This is a genomic window from Lysinibacillus sp. FN11 (assembly GCF_024628845.1).
Taxonomy (GTDB): Bacteria; Bacillota; Bacilli; order Bacillales_A; family Planococcaceae; genus Lysinibacillus; species Lysinibacillus capsici.
Map to the genome: position 1 here is coordinate 1455130 of NZ_CP102383.1, position 17288 is coordinate 1472417.

Annotated in this window: 20 protein-coding genes; 14 read left to right on the forward strand and 6 right to left on the reverse strand. The window is 38.5% G+C overall.

Translation table 11 applies throughout. From position 1 onward, the window contains the following. Positions 1 to 139: 139 nt before the first annotated feature. Positions 140 to 1516, reverse strand: coding sequence for a Na+/H+ antiporter NhaC (nhaC, locus tag NP781_RS07520; protein WP_257521905.1), 1377 nt, complete (start codon positions 1514 to 1516; stop codon positions 140 to 142). A gap of 101 nt (positions 1517 to 1617) precedes the next feature. Then, positions 1618 to 2379, reverse strand: a complete 762-nt coding sequence (locus NP781_RS07525) for a sulfite exporter TauE/SafE family protein (protein WP_221683136.1) — start codon at positions 2377 to 2379, stop codon at positions 1618 to 1620. Positions 2380 to 2769: 390 nt separating this feature from the next. Here NP781_RS07525 and NP781_RS07530 point away from each other — a divergent pair, with 390 nt between their 5' ends. From NP781_RS07530 to NP781_RS07565, 8 genes are all read left to right on the forward strand, one after another. Further along, positions 2770 to 3390 carry a DUF47 domain-containing protein gene (locus NP781_RS07530; protein WP_004229078.1) on the forward strand — a complete coding sequence of 207 codons (621 nt, stop codon included), beginning with the start codon at positions 2770 to 2772 and terminating at the stop codon, positions 3388 to 3390. 15 nt (positions 3391 to 3405) lie between these two features. Next, on the forward strand, positions 3406 to 4422 hold the full coding sequence (locus NP781_RS07535; protein ID WP_004229076.1) for an inorganic phosphate transporter: 1017 nt from the start codon (positions 3406 to 3408) through the stop codon (positions 4420 to 4422). Positions 4423 to 4708: 286 nt separating this feature from the next. After that, positions 4709 to 5407, forward strand: a complete 699-nt coding sequence (locus NP781_RS07540) for a response regulator transcription factor (protein ID WP_257521906.1) — start codon at positions 4709 to 4711, stop codon at positions 5405 to 5407. Further along, entirely contained in the window at positions 5404 to 6852 is a 1449-nt protein-coding gene (locus NP781_RS07545; protein ID WP_257521907.1) for a HAMP domain-containing sensor histidine kinase, read from the forward strand. The genes NP781_RS07540 and NP781_RS07545 overlap by 4 nt, the downstream gene beginning before the upstream one ends. Beyond that, a complete protein-coding gene (locus tag NP781_RS07550) occupies positions 6849 to 7922 on the forward strand; it encodes a LolA family protein (protein WP_257521908.1) in 1074 nt (357 codons plus the stop codon). The genes NP781_RS07545 and NP781_RS07550 overlap by 4 nt, the downstream gene beginning before the upstream one ends. 9 nt (positions 7923 to 7931) lie before the next feature. After that, positions 7932 to 8153, forward strand: coding sequence for a hypothetical protein (locus NP781_RS07555; RefSeq protein ID WP_221683140.1), 222 nt, complete (start codon positions 7932 to 7934; stop codon positions 8151 to 8153). Positions 8154 to 8261: 108 nt separating this feature from the next. Beyond that, complete coding sequence (locus NP781_RS07560; protein ID WP_257521909.1) at positions 8262 to 8477, forward strand: hypothetical protein; 216 nt, start codon at positions 8262 to 8264, stop codon at positions 8475 to 8477. Positions 8478 to 8580: 103 nt separating this feature from the next. Beyond that, positions 8581 to 10356: a cation:proton antiporter gene (locus NP781_RS07565; RefSeq protein WP_257521910.1), complete on the forward strand. Its 1776-nt coding sequence runs from the start codon at positions 8581 to 8583 to the stop codon at positions 10354 to 10356. Between the two features lie 35 nt (positions 10357 to 10391). Here the strand turns inward: NP781_RS07565 and NP781_RS07570 are convergent, their stop codons facing one another. The 3 genes from NP781_RS07570 to NP781_RS07580 form a co-directional block, all read right to left on the reverse strand. Beyond that, positions 10392 to 10616 (reverse strand): YrdB family protein, encoded by a 225-nt coding sequence (locus tag NP781_RS07570; RefSeq protein WP_257521911.1) that lies wholly within the window; start codon positions 10614 to 10616, stop codon positions 10392 to 10394. Positions 10617 to 10739: 123 nt separating this feature from the next. Beyond that, complete coding sequence (locus NP781_RS07575; protein ID WP_257521912.1) at positions 10740 to 11093, reverse strand: DUF4260 domain-containing protein; 354 nt, start codon at positions 11091 to 11093, stop codon at positions 10740 to 10742. Further along, positions 11094 to 11519, reverse strand: coding sequence for a MerR family transcriptional regulator (locus tag NP781_RS07580; protein ID WP_257521913.1), 426 nt, complete (start codon positions 11517 to 11519; stop codon positions 11094 to 11096). 123 nt (positions 11520 to 11642) lie between these two features. On the opposite strand from NP781_RS07580, the gene NP781_RS07585 reads away from it, so the two are divergent. The 3 genes from NP781_RS07585 to NP781_RS07595 all read left to right on the forward strand — a co-directional run bounded on the left by NP781_RS07585 (position 11643) and on the right by NP781_RS07595 (position 15001). Then, positions 11643 to 12149, forward strand: coding sequence for a sigma-70 family RNA polymerase sigma factor (locus NP781_RS07585; RefSeq protein WP_221683146.1), 507 nt, complete (start codon positions 11643 to 11645; stop codon positions 12147 to 12149). Then, positions 12142 to 13332 carry a hypothetical protein gene (locus tag NP781_RS07590; protein WP_257521914.1) on the forward strand — a complete coding sequence of 397 codons (1191 nt, stop codon included), beginning with the start codon at positions 12142 to 12144 and terminating at the stop codon, positions 13330 to 13332. The genes NP781_RS07585 and NP781_RS07590 overlap by 8 nt, the downstream gene beginning before the upstream one ends. 220 nt (positions 13333 to 13552) lie before the next feature. Continuing rightward, positions 13553 to 15001 (forward strand): tetratricopeptide repeat-containing diguanylate cyclase, encoded by a 1449-nt coding sequence (locus tag NP781_RS07595; protein WP_221683148.1) that lies wholly within the window; start codon positions 13553 to 13555, stop codon positions 14999 to 15001. A gap of 51 nt (positions 15002 to 15052) precedes the next feature. Here the strand turns inward: NP781_RS07595 and NP781_RS07600 are convergent, their stop codons facing one another. Next, complete coding sequence (locus tag NP781_RS07600) at positions 15053 to 15601, reverse strand: GNAT family N-acetyltransferase (protein ID WP_257521915.1); 549 nt, start codon at positions 15599 to 15601, stop codon at positions 15053 to 15055. Positions 15602 to 15766: 165 nt separating this feature from the next. Between NP781_RS07600 and NP781_RS07605 the strand changes: the two genes are divergently transcribed. The 3 genes from NP781_RS07605 (at position 15767) to NP781_RS07615 (ending at position 17238) form a co-directional block, all read left to right on the forward strand. After that, positions 15767 to 16237 (forward strand): DUF2975 domain-containing protein, encoded by a 471-nt coding sequence (locus NP781_RS07605; RefSeq protein ID WP_221683150.1) that lies wholly within the window; start codon positions 15767 to 15769, stop codon positions 16235 to 16237. A 10-nt stretch (positions 16238 to 16247) separates the two neighbouring features. Beyond that, positions 16248 to 16469, forward strand: a complete 222-nt coding sequence (locus NP781_RS07610; protein WP_004229042.1) for a helix-turn-helix domain-containing protein — start codon at positions 16248 to 16250, stop codon at positions 16467 to 16469. Positions 16470 to 16587: 118 nt separating this feature from the next. Next, positions 16588 to 17238: a TetR/AcrR family transcriptional regulator gene (locus NP781_RS07615; protein ID WP_257521916.1), complete on the forward strand. Its 651-nt coding sequence runs from the start codon at positions 16588 to 16590 to the stop codon at positions 17236 to 17238. Positions 17239 to 17288: the final 50 nt, after the last annotated feature.

A 17288-nucleotide genomic window follows, 5' to 3' on the forward strand; every position in this document is an offset into this window, starting at 1 on the left:
AAATTGGAATGATAGCTTTCTCTATAACAGCTAGCTTTACACGCTATCAAATTTCCGATTCGATGAAAAATGAAGTCCATAAAATTTTTGAGTAAAATTAAAAGGTAGCTGATGTTTTTTCAGCTACCTTTTGTTATGGTTAAAGCTTTGTTAATGTTTTGCCACTCCAGCCAAACAAGATCGTAAGAATTGGTCCAAGTAAACAGAAGAAGGTGAACGGTAGGTAATCCAATGTGGAAATACCGAGGACACTTGCGATAAAAATACCACAAACACTCCAAGGCACAAGTGGGTTGACGACCGTACCTGCATCCTCCATGACGCGTGAAAGGTTTTTTGGTGCAAGACCAACCTTTGCAAATTGAGCCTTAAAGGCCTCACCAGTTAATAGAATGGATAAGTACTGTTCACCGATCAATGTATTGACACCGATGCCAGTGATCGCAGCACCGGTAATAACCGATCCAGCACTTTTAAATAAACTTTGTACCTTCGCTAAAATGCTTTGAATAATGCCTAATGTGAATAAAAGGCCACCCATTGTTAAAGCAAGTAGAACAAGCGCGATTGTAAATAGCATACTATTCATCCCACCACGAGTGAGCAAGGCGTCTACATCTTTATTACCAGTTTGAGAGACATAGCCATCAAACAGAATCTTGAAGATATCTGAAGCGGGAACTGGGTCAAGTAGAGAGCCAAGACCTACTCCAATAATGGATACAACAGCCAATGTAATGACTGCTGGTGCCTTATAAAAAGTCATGATAACGAGAACAACAATTGGCAATAATGTATACCAATGAATAAGTCCTGTAGACAATAAACCTTCTTTAAATTGTTCCACAGTCTCAAAGGATGTAGCAGCTCCTGTTGGCGAAATAATAGCATAGATTACAAAGGAGATAAGAAAAGCAGGAATGGTTGTCCAGCCCATATTTTTAATATGCTCAAAAAGGTCTACACCAACTGTACCAGAAGCAAGATTGGTTGTATCGGATAAGGGTGACATTTTATCACCAAAGAAGGCCCCAGAAACAATCGCTCCAGCAGTAATGGTTAGCGAGATATCCATGGCACCGGCAATGCCCATAAATGCCACACCAACCGTCGCGACAGTTGTCAGGGAGCTTCCAATAGAAATACCAACGATACTACAAATTAAAAACACGATGGCAAAGAAAAAATTTGGCGAAACAGTTAAAAAGCCATAATAGATAAGGGTTGGGATCGTTCCGCCCATAATCCAGCTTGAAATTAAAATGCCGATAAAAAAGAAAATAAAAACGGCGCCAAGTCCAGCGCTAGCACCCGCAATCATACCACCTTCAAGATCGCGAAAGGGTACTTTTTTCAGTAGTCCATAAGCGAGTAAAATGGCAATCACAAGAAAAATCGGGATATGTGGCGTAGCCTTTAAATAGCCAATACTATAAGCCATTATGGCAATAATTAAAATAGTGATAAAGCTTGCCTCAAGAAATCGAGGGTTACTCTTTGCTTCTATTCGAAACATGTGAATCCTCCTAATACATACTTCTGCGCTTCAATGCGGTGAAGCCCAAAAGTATTATAGCACGCTAATATTTTTTGTCAATTGACTGAAAATTGGTGGTCTTAGAAGAGATAATCCCAAGCATTTTTCAAAATCAATAAACATGTCATGACAATAAAAATGACACGCATCATGTTCGTTCCACGCTTCAGCGCAAATTTGGATCCAAGAATTGCCCCAAAGATCATGACAAAGCCCATCGAAAAACCATATAGAAAATGAACTTCTCCTAAAACTAAAAACATGATTAATGCCGCTAAATTTGAGGTAAAATTAAAAGCTTTTGCATTACCAGCAGCTTGGAGGAAATCATAGCCCATCATTAATAGAATAAAAATAAAAAATGAACCCGTACCTGGTCCAAAAAAGCCATCGTAAAAGCCAATAGCCGCAAATGCACCTATAAAGGCTAAATTTTTAGCTGTGCTAAGTACACGCTCTTGATATTGCTGTCCCCAATCTTTTTTAAACATTGTATAAGCAGCTACAAGGACGAGCATAACAAGCATAAGTGGTTTTAAAATAGCAGGGGATACAAGATGGACAGTAAAGGCACCGAGTAAAGATCCTACAAAGATAAAGGGGAGGATTTTTCCAATTTTCTTGAAGTCTACTTTACCTGCACGTAAAAAAGTTAGCATACTTGTACCATTACTAATGGTATTGGCTAGTTTATTTGTGGCAATAGCTGTACTTGGAGGTAAACCAACAGCCATTAATGCAGGTAAGGAGATGAGCCCACCACCTCCAACAATCGCATTTAAAAAAGAGGCGATAAAAGCAAGTAGTAATAATATTGTGAGTGAAAGTAAATCAATATCCATAAATATGCTCCCATCTTTCTTCATCGCGTTTTAACATAGCGTACTGCGAAAGTCAAAAAATCACAATGAAATTCCAACATTTTCATGTAAATTTTGTTTACAATTCCTTAACATTTCACAAGGTAAACAAATAAGCAGGAAAAAGTTTATTTCAAGTATTTTTATAAAAATAAAAGAAAAAATGGGCGTTTTTAAAGAAAAAATCGTGATTTTTAATATTTGATTTCCAACGTTTGCAACTTGGAAAATAGCTTGAAAATAAATGTGGCAAATTTTATATTACAGTTTTGTAAAATCAACAGCTAAGTGTTTAAAATTTTGTTGAATTGTGTAAATGTTTTGTTATGATGGTTCAGAAATCGACAATATTTTTTCAACAGGAGGAACAGGATGTTCAACTCAAACAAGCAAGATCCATTTTTTCAATCACTATTAAAAATCGCGAAAAACGTGAATGAGGGTATTTACTATGCTCATAATGCACGTATTCAAGATATAGATGCACTAAAAGAAATCGCAGATACAATGAAGCAATACGAAACAAGTGGCGATAAATTAATCCATGAGCTAATTGTTATGCTGAATAAATCTTTTATGACGCCAATTGAGCGTGAAGATATTTTAGCCTTAGCCAATAAATTAGATGATGTAATTGATGGAATGGAAGGCTGTATTGCGCACTTCAATATGTACAACCTAACAGAAGTAACAGAGCCAATGCGCCAATTCCTCACATATATTGCGAAGAGTACAGATGAAATGGTACAAGCCATGGAACTGTTAAATAGTAAAAAGCTTGTGGAAATGCGTAAACATGCTATTCAAATTAAGGACAATGAACGTGAATGTGATGAAATTTTCCGTTCTTCAATGAAGCAATTATTCATCCAAGAAAAAGACCCAATGCGTTTGATTGTTTTCAAGGATATTTATGAGCAATTTGAAGACATTGCGGACAGCTGTCAAACAGTAGCAAACACAATTGAAACAATAATTATGCGTAATGCATAAGATGGAGTGTACGAAATGGATACGATCTTATTAATCACCATATTAGTCGTTATTTTCGCACTTGTGTTCGACTTTATTAACGGCTTCCATGATACAGCAAATGCGATTGCTACTTCTGTATCTACCCGTGCCTTAAAGCCACGTACTGCGGTTTATATGGCAGCGGTAATGAACTTCGTCGGAGCGATTACATTCGTTGGGGTAGCCAAAGCCTTAACAAAAGATATTGTGGACCCATTTTCTTTAAATGCCTATGATGGCGATATTACAGGTTCTGTTGTGATTTTAGCAGCGTTATTATCTGCCATTACATGGAATTTATTAACATGGTATTTTGGGATTCCATCAAGTTCTTCTCATACATTGATTGGTTCTGTTGCAGGGGCAGCTATTGCCGCAGCAGGATTTGATATTTTGAACTATGCTGGGTTTATTAAAATTCTTCAAGCACTTATTTTTTCACCATTACTAGCATTCGCAGCTGGTTTCCTGATGATGACATTATTAAAGGTCATCTTTAAAGATATGAATTTATATCGCACGAATAAAGGCTTCCGTACAATGCAAATTGGGACAGCAGCCTTACAATCCTTTACACACGGGACAAATGATGCGCAGAAGGCGATGGGGATTATTACCCTTGCGTTAATCGCGGGCGGCCTACACCAAGGAGATGATATTCCTTTCTGGGTACGTTTTGCTGCAGCAACTGCGATGGGTCTTGGTACATCTGTCGGAGGTTATAAAATTATCAAAACCGTTGGCGGTAAAATCATGAAAATCCGCCCAGTAAATGGGGTAGCGGCAGACTTAGCTTCTGCATCGATTATCTTTGGAGCCACTTTAATCCATTTACCAGTTTCTACAACACATGTTATTTCTTCATCCATCATGGGTGTCGGAACAGCACACCGTGTTAAAGGAGTAAAATGGGGGATGGCACGAAAAATCGTTACAACATGGGTCATCACGATGCCAATCTCTGCTGTCATGGCAGCATTGATTTACTATATTTTAAGTTTATTTTTCTAGTTCGCTAAGGAATGCACAATCATAGTGCATTCCTTTTTTTGGTGCTGGAAAATGGATGCGGGTGATAGGATAAAAATGAAGGATGTAGCGGATAGGAGCGGCAAAGTGAAGGATAGCCCCACAAAAGTGGCGGATAGCCCGGGCAGGAAGAAAAACTGCTTCGATGAAATCGGTAGCCTCCTCCCCTTGTGTAAAGTGCGGATACGCTCTAAGGTAATTATAAAGAAAGTATAAAGTTCGGAGAAAATCGTTTTTTCCGTAGTAAGGTGAATACAGGAGGAAAATGATGAAGGAAAAGTTACTACTGATTGAGGATGATACAGCGATTGGACGCATTGTGAAGGATACGCTGGAGCAGGAGGGCTATTATGTGACATGGGCTACTACGGGCCTTGAGGGACTGGCAGATTTTCAAACGCAACCTTTCGATTTAGTGCTAGTGGATTGGATGCTGCCAGAAATGGATGGGTTAACGGTTTCTCAAAATATCCGTTGGGAGAGTGATGTGCCGATCCTAATGATGAGTGCCCGCAAGGAAGATGCGGATAAGGTGGAGGGCTTGCAGGGGGCAGACGATTATATCGCTAAACCATTTAGCTTAGAAGAATTAAAGGCACGAGTTGCCTCTCATCTTAGACGATGGCGACGCTACCACAAGCAAGACGTGATAGAAGAGCATACTGCCTATGCGAATGGATTAACAATAGATTGGCAACGAGAAATAGTATGTGTTTATCAGCAAGAAATTGCATTAACTCAAAAGGAGTTTGCTCTTGTTAGGCTGCTAGCTAAAAATCCGAGTCAAACCTTTACAAAAGAAGAACTGTATCAGCATATTTGGCAGCAAGCAACGTTAGAGGACACTCATACTGTCACAGTGCATATTAAGGCTTTGCGAGAAAAGCTCAAGGATTCTGTGAAAAACCCAAATTTCATTCAAACTGTGTGGGGTAAGGGCTACCGTTTTATTGGTGAACCATTATGAAAATAAAAGCGTGGTTACTAATTATGTTTTTTATTGTAATGGTATTACCCATAGTAGGGGCTTATAGCCTTTATGTGTGGATTAATGCTTATTACCAAGATAAAAATGTGGCGGAGTATTTTGACAAGTGGACAGAGCTAAATCAGGTAAAAGACGTCCTTGACAATCCAGTGCTTTATCAAAAAAATGCCGATTTTGAGGAAATAGAGGAACTTACCAATGAGCAGCTGGCGATTACCCTCTATACGAAATCTGGCTATGTTTTATATTCCTCCAACCCCTTGCTAACGGGCTATGTAGGGAAAGAGCGCATGTTAAATGGTTTATATGATTTACAGCAAGCATATAACGCCTTTACATACAAGGAGCCTGTATATCTAAAAGGTGATTTGCTTGGCATCTATGAAATTCAATTACTACGAACAGATTGGGTAAAGGGTGTAGAAAAGCGTTCGTGGCTCGTCATCGCAAGCACGATCCTGTTATTTTTTATCATTTATTTAACTGTCATCTTGTTGCTTCATCGGAAACTGAATCGGCCATTACGTGAACTGATGCAGCAAATGCGTAATTTTGCGAAAGGTCAGCAAGTTAAATCAAATCTAAGCGTAAGAAAAGATGAGATTGGGGCACTCGCCAAAACATTTGAGGCGATGCAGGATGAAATTGAAAAGACTCGGGCTTCTTTAAAAGCGGAACAACAGCAAAAAGAAATGATGATTGCAAGTATTTCCCATGATTTGAAAACACCCCTTACAGCCATCCAAGCCTATGCGGAATCTTTACAAAATAAAGGCTTGTCAGAACAGCAGGAGGCAGAATATCAGCAGGTCATCGTTACGAAGGCAGATCGGATGAAGCATATGCTAGAGGATTTAATGATGTTTACATTACTTCAATCAACGAACTATACATTAGAGCTCATTGCTGTGGATGGAGAAGAATTTTTTGACATGGCCCTGTCTGACTATGAACCTTTATGTGAGGAAGAAGGATTTACATTAAAAGTCTTCTGTGCCGTAGATGGGCTCTATGCTGTGCATCCTAAACAACTTCAGCGTGTCATTGATAATTTATTAAGCAATGCATGGCGTTATGGGGAAAAGGGGACAACAATCTGCTTAGCGGCAGTCAATGCTGGAAATGATCCCAAATGGGGCTTTGACTTCTTGAAGTCGGCTTTAAACAAACAAGAGGGTATGTATATAATTGTACAAAATCACGGAAGAGGTATACCACAGCAGGACATTGTAAAATTATTCGAGCCTATGTATCAAGCAGATTATGCGAGATCAAAGGCTGGTGAACGAGGAACAGGACTAGGCTTAAATATTACAAAACAAATTATTGAAAAACATGGTGGCACTGTCGAATTGCTTTCTAGAGAGAACATTGGAACAGCGGTAATTTGCTGGCTACCACCTTATAAAGGAGTAAAAGAATGATGAATTGGAAAAAATCTTGCCAAGCAGCAGGCTTAATTGCTGTGATGACATTTAGTTTAGTGGGCTGTAATTCAGAGGCATCTTATACACCTCAGGAAATTATCGACCAAGCCCTTCAAGAATCGAAAGAGCCACTCACTTATTATGGCGAATATACGTTAGATATGGGAGAGCTAGGTGGTAAAGCTCAAGTGAAGGAATGGGTAAAGGATAGCAATAGACGGATAGAAATGACAGGTGATAATGGAGAACATGTTATCACAGTCAAAAATGACGCTAAAGTCATTAGCTATGATGTCACTGAAAAGACGGCTTACACAATGGATTATTCACAACACGAATTAGACGGCTTGCAATCACCTAAAGATCAGGTACAGCTTATTTTTAATATGGTTAAAGATACACATGATATCAAGATAGCAGGGGAAGAGAAGGTTGCAGGTAGAGATACGTATAAAATCGTCGGAAAAACGAAGAAAACGGAATCGTTATTTGGAGATATCGAAGCATGGATTGACAAAAAAACTTGGCTGACTTTAAAAATGAAGACAGATAGTGCAGGGACTCATATGATCACTGAGTATTCTAAGCTTAATTTTGGTGAAAAAATAGATGCTCAACAATTTACACTAGATCTACCAAAGGATGTAACGATTCAGGAAATTAGCGGACAGGACACTTCAGCATCCATTTCTTTGGACGACGTAAAGCAGCAGCTTGAAAAGTTTTTATTAGTGCCAGAAGTAAATGGTCTTACCTTAGACAACATATCCATGGTTAAAGGGATAGAGGATCGACCAGAATACTCTTTTGATTATAGCATAGACGGAGAGTTAGCTTTTTTTGTTACGATTTTTAAAGCAGATGCTAGCGTTGCAGATATTGGTCCCATTCTAAATGAAAAAGAAATCGATATTCGTGGACAAAAAGGCACAGTTATGGATGGTGAAAATTTCCGTTCCCTTGCTTGGCAAGAAAACGGCTACCAATATAGTATGGTTGGGCAAAATCCAGCATTAACAGTTGAGGATCTTTTAAGCTATGCGCAACAAATGACCGTTATACAATGAGGTGATACTATGAAAAAAGCGCAAGGACTAAAATGTCTGGCACTATTTTTATTTACCACTATTTTCCTGTATGGGGTAGGGGAAACATATGAGGTGTCTTGGCTACAATTTCATTTTACGGGACAATATCAGGACGTAGGCTTTTATTTCAGTTTTACATCCCTCATTCCAATAGTAATTGGATTATTAATGGTGGGTCTATATGAATCATTGTTAAAAAGATTCATCTAAATAATTAGGAGCAGGATCCGAGTGGTGATCCTGCTTTTTTTATGGTAGAAATATAGGTCATAGATTACAATATTTATATAAAGAGGATACTAATAGGAGGTTTCGTCAATGGCTACATTTCTACATGGCTTTGCTCAACAACTCATTTTCCCCTTGTTTATGATTTTATGCTTTTATTTCACATTAACTTATTTTCATCATCTCAAGACAGACGATGACCGTGATATTAAGAATACAAAATGGGCAGCAGTGGTGTGTTTAGCTTTCGCTTTGGTTGCACCAGCTCTTTATAATGTGATTACGTTCATGATCATGATGAGGTAAAGTGATAATTTTGGCACAATACGTACATAATGTAAGGTAACAGGTTTAGTCATTCTAAAATGAGGGAATATACATTCATCCTAGGATATTGTAGGTGGTACATATGTTTGACAATTTACTATTTCAGTTACCTTTTATTATTTTTATCGGTTTGTTTTCACAGTGGTTAGCATGGCGATTTCGCATGCCTGCCATTGTCATTATGAGTATCGCTGGGCTCATTATTGGTCCGTTTACAGGGTTAGTGTCGCCAAAAGAGACATTTGGCCCTATTTTTCATACCATTATTTCTCTGGCCGTTGCCGTAATATTATTTGAAGGAAGTTTAAGCCTTGATTTTCGAGAAATACGTGGCTTTAAGAAGTCTATATTGCGTATTTCCACAGTAGGGGCAGCCATCGCTTGGATTGCAGGCTCTACTGCGGCGCATTTTGTTGCTGGGCTATCATGGCCAGTCTCTTTTGTCATTGGTGGATTATTTATTGTGACAGGTCCAACCGTTATTTTGCCTTTATTGAGACAGGCAAAATTGAAGGAGCGACCAGCAGCTATCTTAAAATGGGAAGGCATCGTTGTAGATCCATTTGGCGCGTTGTTAGCGCTATTTGCGTATCAGGTCGTTTTGGGCATATATCATTTAGAAGGTGGGACATCACTTACCGTTTTCTTTGTTTCCGCCTTTTTAGCCGCCCTGTTAGGAGGGGGCGTCGGTTATGGAATGGGACAATGCTTGGAGCGTGGTTTGATTCCAGAGTTTTTGAAATCACCTTTGTTACTCGCTACTATTTTACTTGTTTTTGCCCTAAGCGATGCCATCATGCACGAAACGGGCTTATTGGCTGTGACAGTGATGGGGCTTGTGATGGCCAATATGCATTTAACAAGTCATCATGAGCTGTTGCATTTTAAAGAAAATATTTCGGTTATTTTAATTTCAAGTGTCTTTATCATGCTGACGTCGTCCTTAACCATCGATACGTTATGGCAAATCATTGATTGGCGTATGCTACTATTCGTACTAGCGATGATGTTTATTGTTCGACCGTTATCGATTTGGATTGCGACCATTAATACGGGCTTAACATTGGAAGAACGGGCCTTAATTGGGTGGATTGCACCGAGAGGGATTGTGGCATTAACCGTTTCAGGTTACTTTACAACGGCACTACAAGACGTAGGTTTTCAAAGTGCACAATTATTAACAGCGCTCACATTAGCACTTGTTTTTGCGACAGTGGTTGCTCATGGCTTTAGCATTGGCTGGCTTGCTAAAAAATTAGATCTACAAGCTTCCACAGGGAAAGGTATTGTGATTGTAGGCGCTTCTCCATTTACAACACAGCTCGCAACGTCCCTGCAAAATAACGGGATTGATGTGTTGATGATGGATCGTGCATGGGAAGATTTATCTGCTGCTCGACAAAATGGTATTAAGACAGAAACAGGTGATATTCTAAGCGAGCATACAGAATTTTATGTTGATTTAACTCCCTATGATCAACTAATTGTAGCGACAAAGCAGGACGCCTATAATGTCCTTGTTTGTGCAGACTTTGTTCCAGAATTAGGGCGTCTCAATATTTTTCAAACGGCTTTACATACTACAGACCCAAAAAATTACTCACGGAAGTACGGGGGACAGCTTCTTGTCGATGCACAACATGATATTCATCAGCTCAATGAACTGATCGAGCAAGGGGCACAACTTCGTCAAACGAAAATTACAGAAGTATTTACATGGAAGGATTATGTAGAACAAAATCCTCATGCCGTCTGGGTGTATGCTATAACACAGGATGGAGCTATCGTGTTGGATATGGTCAATAAATATGACGATATAAAACATGAACCGCATACTATCATTAGTTTAATTCGCTAAAATCGGCCGCCTGTTTGTGCAGGGCGGCTGTTTTTTTAGATGGTTTTTTGATGCAAGTGAAAGGAGACTAGTTGACTGAAAATGACCATGCTTGCAAACACACTAGCAATGAGTGTTCTGCCTGTTTCATACAAAGCAAGAACAGCTAGCGTAAAGAGAGCAGCTTCTACTAGTTCATGCGTAAAGGGATTCAAGGGCACTCTTGCTTTTGGAGAGCCAAAAATACTCCATATTCCGATGATGAATAATGGTAATCCCACTCCAAGAAAGCATTTAATTAGGGGATTTGTTTCTATATAGGCACCCAGTTTCCAATAGCGAGTAGAACCCCCATTTCTACTAAAAATCGTAGTGTTAAATGGATAGCCATACTTTCCTCCTCATTACGCAATTTGCTGTAAATGTGTCTTCTTAAAAGCGTCCTCATATTTTAAACCATAGCCAAGTGCGCGATCTAAGAAAATATGTGCGAGCCAAATCAGGGCAGCCATCAGGAGTACTGGTGTAGTCGTTAGTAAACCAATCACCATCAACATGGCAGGTAGCACAAAGCTATGTCCCATATTATAGAAAAGAGCGCCTATTTTTGTATTGAGGAGATAGCCAACCATTGTAATGTCTGGTAGCAATAAAAACACAATAAAATAAAGCCATGGAAAATTTAGATGACCATAGAAAGAAACTGTGATGATGAAAGCAAGGATATATTCTATTGAGATGATTTTACGTAGTGACATTTAACCACGACCTTCCAGTAAATTTTGATACATATCCTCTATGAGTAAGGAAATTTTTTCTTGGTTTTCTTCGTATTGTCCGTCAGCCATTAACATTTTTGTCAGTTGTAGCGAATGAAGCGCATGCTGGTAGAATTGTAGTTGCTGCTCAATCTGGGCAATCTTTGTGGAAAATAGCTGTACCGTTTCTTCATTACATGCTGTTGAAATAGGCTTTTGTTCGAGTGTCAGTAAATGTTTAATTTCTTGGAGCGTAAAGCCTAGCTGACGTAAAACGATAATAAACTTCATTGTATGTTCACACATGGCATCATACACACGGTAGCCATTGTCTTGTTTTTGCGGTTTTAAGAGTCCTTCTTTTTCATAATAGCGAACGGTATCCGTTGTTAATTGAAATTTCTCAGCGAATTGTTTAATTTTCATGTAAGTACCTCCTAAATTCATCCTAACATTGGAGTATGCTCCAAGGTCAAGATGCTTGAGGAAAAAAGTTAAAAAAATGAAACGGTCATTCAGTGGCAGTCGTTTATAGTGTAAGAAGGGGAGGTGGACGGCATACTTGAGGAAATGATCGAAGAACATGCAGCACATTTATTACGTCTCGCCTATTTTTATGTGAAGAACCGACAAACCGCAGAGGATATTGTGCAAGAGGTCTTTATTAAATTTTCTCAGCGTGGCTATGAAGAACGTGGGCAGTTGCGTGCGTATTTATCCACTCTAACGATTAATCAAAGCAAGGATTATTTAAAAAGCTGGCATTATAAGAAATTACTATTACAAGAAAAAATATTTCCTGTTCAGGGGAATAGACAACGAGATGCGCTCGTGGCAGCAGAGGAACGGTCTCACATTGGGGCAGCTATTTTAAAGCTTTCACTTACCTATCGGGAGCCCATTATCCTTTATTATTTTGAAGAAATGAAGATTCGTGATATTGCCCAGCTACTTGGCATTGCAGAGAATACGGTGAAAACAAGACTGAAGCGGGCAAGAGAAGCATTAAAGCCTCATCTGAAGCAGGAGGAATGGGAGGTGCTTAGACATGAATGAGATACAGAAGGAATTACTCAAAGTCGCTGGTGATATGACAGCAAGCAAAGAACGAGTCAAAAAACATGTACTACAACAGTCTATCAATAGAAGGAAGCCTTTTCGTTTCACCCTATTAACCATTGTACTGACACTTTGTATGGTTGGGTTTATGATGGTGCAGCTTCTTACAAACGAAACAGAGCAAACATCCTCATTATTTCATGAAAGACAGCTTGAGCATTTCGAACGTATTAATCGGCTAATGTGGCCAGGAAAAGAGCAGGAATTTTATAAAGAGGAAGCCTATCTAGCGTATGAGAAGCTCGTTGCTGCCTACTATTTTGCGAAATCATTAGGGATTGATTATTCAAAGGCAGAGCTAGATGTGGAGAGCAAGAAGCAGGTAGAACAGTTGGAAATGCTTTATCAAGCATCTGAATACGAAGCACTATTTCAAGGATTAGCACCGAAACAGTATGTTGAAACATATCTTGAGCCCCTTTTGCCAATGTATACAACAAGAACAAAGCTATATGCCCTCTATAAAGAAAAGTATCCAACTTTTTATGCTTACCAAGAAGTAGCCAATATTGATGCCAATCGATATTTCCAAGCGCATTATACTGAGCAGGCAACAGCCTTTCAAAATGAGCATAACATCATATTACGGGCTAGTTCACATGGCTCTTCAATGGTCGGAACAGTTGCAAAGGTTGAATCGAATGTTTTCTTATTTATTGAAGGAGTGATTCCTGAGGACCTTGATCATATGACGGAAGAACAGCTTGCTGAAAAATATGAGCAGGCCAATTGGTATCCTGTGCTGGATGATTTTCCTGTCAAGCAGGGGGATTATATTACTTTAACTTCTATGGGAACAGGCAGTATGGAGGAAAACGGGGTCGTCAGAAAATATGGTTTATTATCTAAACTGGAAAAACTAGAGCCAATCAATATAAAAAGGCTTGAGCTAGAAAATAATAAAGAGGTTGCTCAGTTTTTACAGGATATCCCTTGGCAGCCCGCAAATTATATGAAAAGACCACCCGAATATTCATTTGAAGTAGAAGGCGTCCGTATTGAAATGTGGAAGGGCTATGGTGGTTCAATTTATCTCCAAAAGGCTGGTAGCGGAGAAATTCACCTTAGTGCCAATAGAGCGAAGGAATTAATAGCCATCCTAGGCATAGAAGAATCTTAACAAGTCTCTTGAAAGAGGCTTGTTTTTTATTTAGGGAAAATTATAGTGAAAGTACCATGTTAAAATAACCTTTAATTGAATGTAGGATAAAATACACAGTGATTTTTATTATTAGGCTGAATTACTTAATGTTAAAAAAATAAATGAGTCCAAAGAATTGTAATATTTTAAGGGCGAAGGTAGTATTAAAGAAGTAAGGATGAAGAAAAGGAGGGGCGGAATGAACGCACAAGAATTTGAAGAACTATGGATTACGCTTAATGAGTTATATAACGCGGATCGTTTTTTAGAATATATAGAAATAAGTAGTGCCGCAATTGAAAGTGCCATAAAGCTTGAAATGTATGATAAGGCTATCCTTCTATTACGTTATAGCTGTGCCAGTTATTTTCAAACGGGTGATTTACAGCTTTCTATAAGTGTCCTTGAACAATATCGTGAGTTAACTTTTCAACATGGCAACGATATTGATTTAATTCAATATTACAATTTAGCAGCCATTTATTGGGGAACATTTGGTCATTTAAAGAAATCAGAAGAGTTGATGTTGAAAGGCTTAAAAATTGCTGAAGCAATCCAGCACGTGGAGAGCATGGGGAAAATCTATAATAACCTAAGCGACCTTGAAATATCCATGGGAAGCTATCGGACAGCTAAGGAATTTGCCTTAAAGAGTTTATATTATGCGAATGCGTTTGAAATGAAGCATAAAGAGCCTTATACAGGGATTATCCATCCAAAGACAAATCTAGCTGTGGCACTTATTTGGCTTGAAGAATTTGAAGAAGCTAATACGATATTACAAGAATTAATGGCAACGATTCATCATCCACCCTATTCGAAAGTACAACTTGAGGTCCTCAATGCCTATGCCTTTCTGTGTGAAAGACAGGGACGTATAAGTGAGGCCATCGATTTATATCAAAAGACAAAGCATTATGCTTTACAAAACAATGACCTCTCTCTACTTCAACTAATTTATAATTCTTTAGTGAAGCTCATTGAGGAGCAAGGCAATAAAATTGTATTATGTGCGATACAAAAGGAATATATTAATATTTTGTTAGAAATCCAGCGTGAAAACTATTCACATGTATTGTTTGAAATGGAATATAACGATCATAAGAAGCAGTTTGAAAAAAATGCCTATATTGATCCTCTGACGAATATTTACAATCGTCGCTATTTTGATGAACAGGCCAAAAAGATGGTCGAAAAGGCGGCTGAAAATCATCAGCAATTGGCCTTGATGATGGTGGATTTAGACCATTTTAAAGAAATCAATGACATGAATGGCCATTTATTTGGCGATGATGCTTTGACGAATACAGCCAAAACTTTACAGGACTATTTTCAGCCCTTTGAGTCTATTGTTGCTCGCTTTGGAGGGGATGAATTCATTGTGTTGAGTCAAGTAAAGGAAGGTGAATCAGTACAAACATTGGCTGACAACCTGTATCAAACCTTAACGGCACTATCACTAACAGTGAATAATCAAACTGTTCAGTTGGAATTTAGTATTGGTGTCAGTACGAATGATCATGGCAAAATTCAGAAAGTAGAGGAGCTTATCAAGCATGCGGATGAAGCGCTCTATAAGTCAAAGCGTAACGGCCGCAACCAAATTACGCACTATAATCATTATTGCGATGTGGGAAATGGTATTTAAAAGAGAGAGAGGCATATCTACTCGGAAAGTGCCTCTTTCGTAAAAGTGTTGCTAGTGTGATGGATTAAGCAAGCCATAAAACACAATATCTTCAAAAGTACCGTTTTTATAAATATGATCCTTTAATGTTCCCTCATAGTGCATGCCACATTTCTCCATAATTTTCCCTGAGGCAGGATTAGATTGGAAATACCGGGCATAAATACGATGATACTGTTTCTCCTGAAAGGCAAATTCAATAATCGCTTGAGCAGCTTCTGTTCCGTAGCCATTACCCCAATAGGGCTCTCCAATCCAATAAGCGATTTCTCCTCTTTGATGTTGGGATTGATTTGACAGTCCTATCGCTCCATATAATTGTCCACTTTGTTTGTCTGTTATCGCAAATTCGTAACTTCTATTTTCCTCAAAGTTTTGTTGATGTGTGGAAATCCATGATAATGCACATTCTAATGTATAAGGATAGGGTAAACTCAATGTGCTTTTATAGATCGCATAATTGTTACATAAAACACTTACTTCTTGTGCATCTGCTTGTGTAAAGAGTCGAAGTATTAAACGTGTCGTTTCTATCGTCTTTTCGGTTGGCGAATAAATCATCGAATACCCCCTTTTCAATGGTTGGATTGATTATAGCACAATAAAAAGCAAAGTAAACCAAATAATGGATATCTTATTAAATCTTGAATTGGAATAAAAATTTATTGAAAAACGATAAATTATGTGGTAAATTAAACAGGATAATAAATAAAAGAGGTGCGTAAGATGAAACGAGAAACGCTCTTTTTAAAGATAGCTGTTTTTCTAATAGGTATACCCGTTCTTGCCTTATGTGTATGGGTGGTGCCTCATGTTGCTTTAAATACAGTGGAGCATTCTCCCATTCTAACCATTGTTGCTTTAATTGGCGTCTATGCAACGGCTATTGCTTATTTTGTTGCGCTATTTACAACGATCAAGCTATTAAGCTATATTGACCAAAACATCGCATTTTCAGAGCTGTCAGTGAAAGCTTTAATTAAGATCAAATATTGTGCAATTCTTATTAGTAGTGTTTACGTGGTTGGCATGCCACTGATATACTATGCTGCGGAAGTAGACGATGCCCCAGGTCTTATACTTATTGGAATGGTCATTATTTTTGCTTCCTTTGTCGTGGCAGTCTTTGCTGCTGTGCTGCAAAAGCTTCTAAAAAATGCCATCGATATCAAATCAGAAAATGATCTAACGGTTTGAGGTGAATACTATGGCAATGATCATTAACATTGATGTAATGCTGGCGAAACGAAAAATGAGTGTTACAGAGCTTTCAGAAAAAGTTGGCATCACGATGGCGAACCTTTCGATTTTAAAAAACGGCAAGGCCAAAGCCATCCGCTTTTCAACATTAGAGGCTATTTGTGAGGCATTGGATTGCCAGCCTGGCGATATTTTGGAATATCGGAAGAACGAGGAACTACAAAAATAAGGATCTGCGTAAAGCAGATTCTTTTTTTGTAGAAATTATTGCCAAATGAAGTCATCCTATGCTAGGATAAAGAATAGATATATCGACAGGCAGTCGGTCGATTATAAGGAGGTGTCTTATGAGGGAAATAAAAAAAGCGGAAGAACGCAGAAATGAAATATTAGATGCTGCGGATGAATTATTTGCACAGAAGGGATTTGATGGCACTAGTACGAGTAATATTTTGGAAAAAGTAGGCATTGCTCGAGGCACTCTCTATTATCATTTTAAATCTAAGGAAGATATTATGGATGCGCTCATTGAGCGTTATACAAGCACGATGCTAGCAAAGGCGAAAAACGTTGCAGCAGACAAGACTATAGCTGTAAATGAGCGGATATTGCGCGTTGTCATGGCATTGAATATGCAAAATGAACAGGGTGGACAGGAAATGATGGAGCATGTTCATAGGCCGCAAAATGCTTTGATGCACCGTAAAATACAGCAAGTGGTCATCAATCAAGTACCACCAATCCTCACTGCCATTATTCGTGAGGGCATTGAGCAAGGTATTTACCAAACGCCTTATCCCTATGAGTGTATGGAAATGATTATTGCTTATACCAATACGGTATTCGATGATGATCTCGTCTTGATGACAGATGAGGAAAGAGCTGCCCGTATTCCGGCATTGATTTTTAATATTGAAAGAATGCTAGGGGTGGAGAATGGTAGCTTATTGTATATGATGCAAATGTTTGGAGATAAGGAAGAAGGCAGTACGAACTAAGTTTTTTAGGTCTTGTTAGGTTTGATGGCGGTTAACAATATACAAAGAGG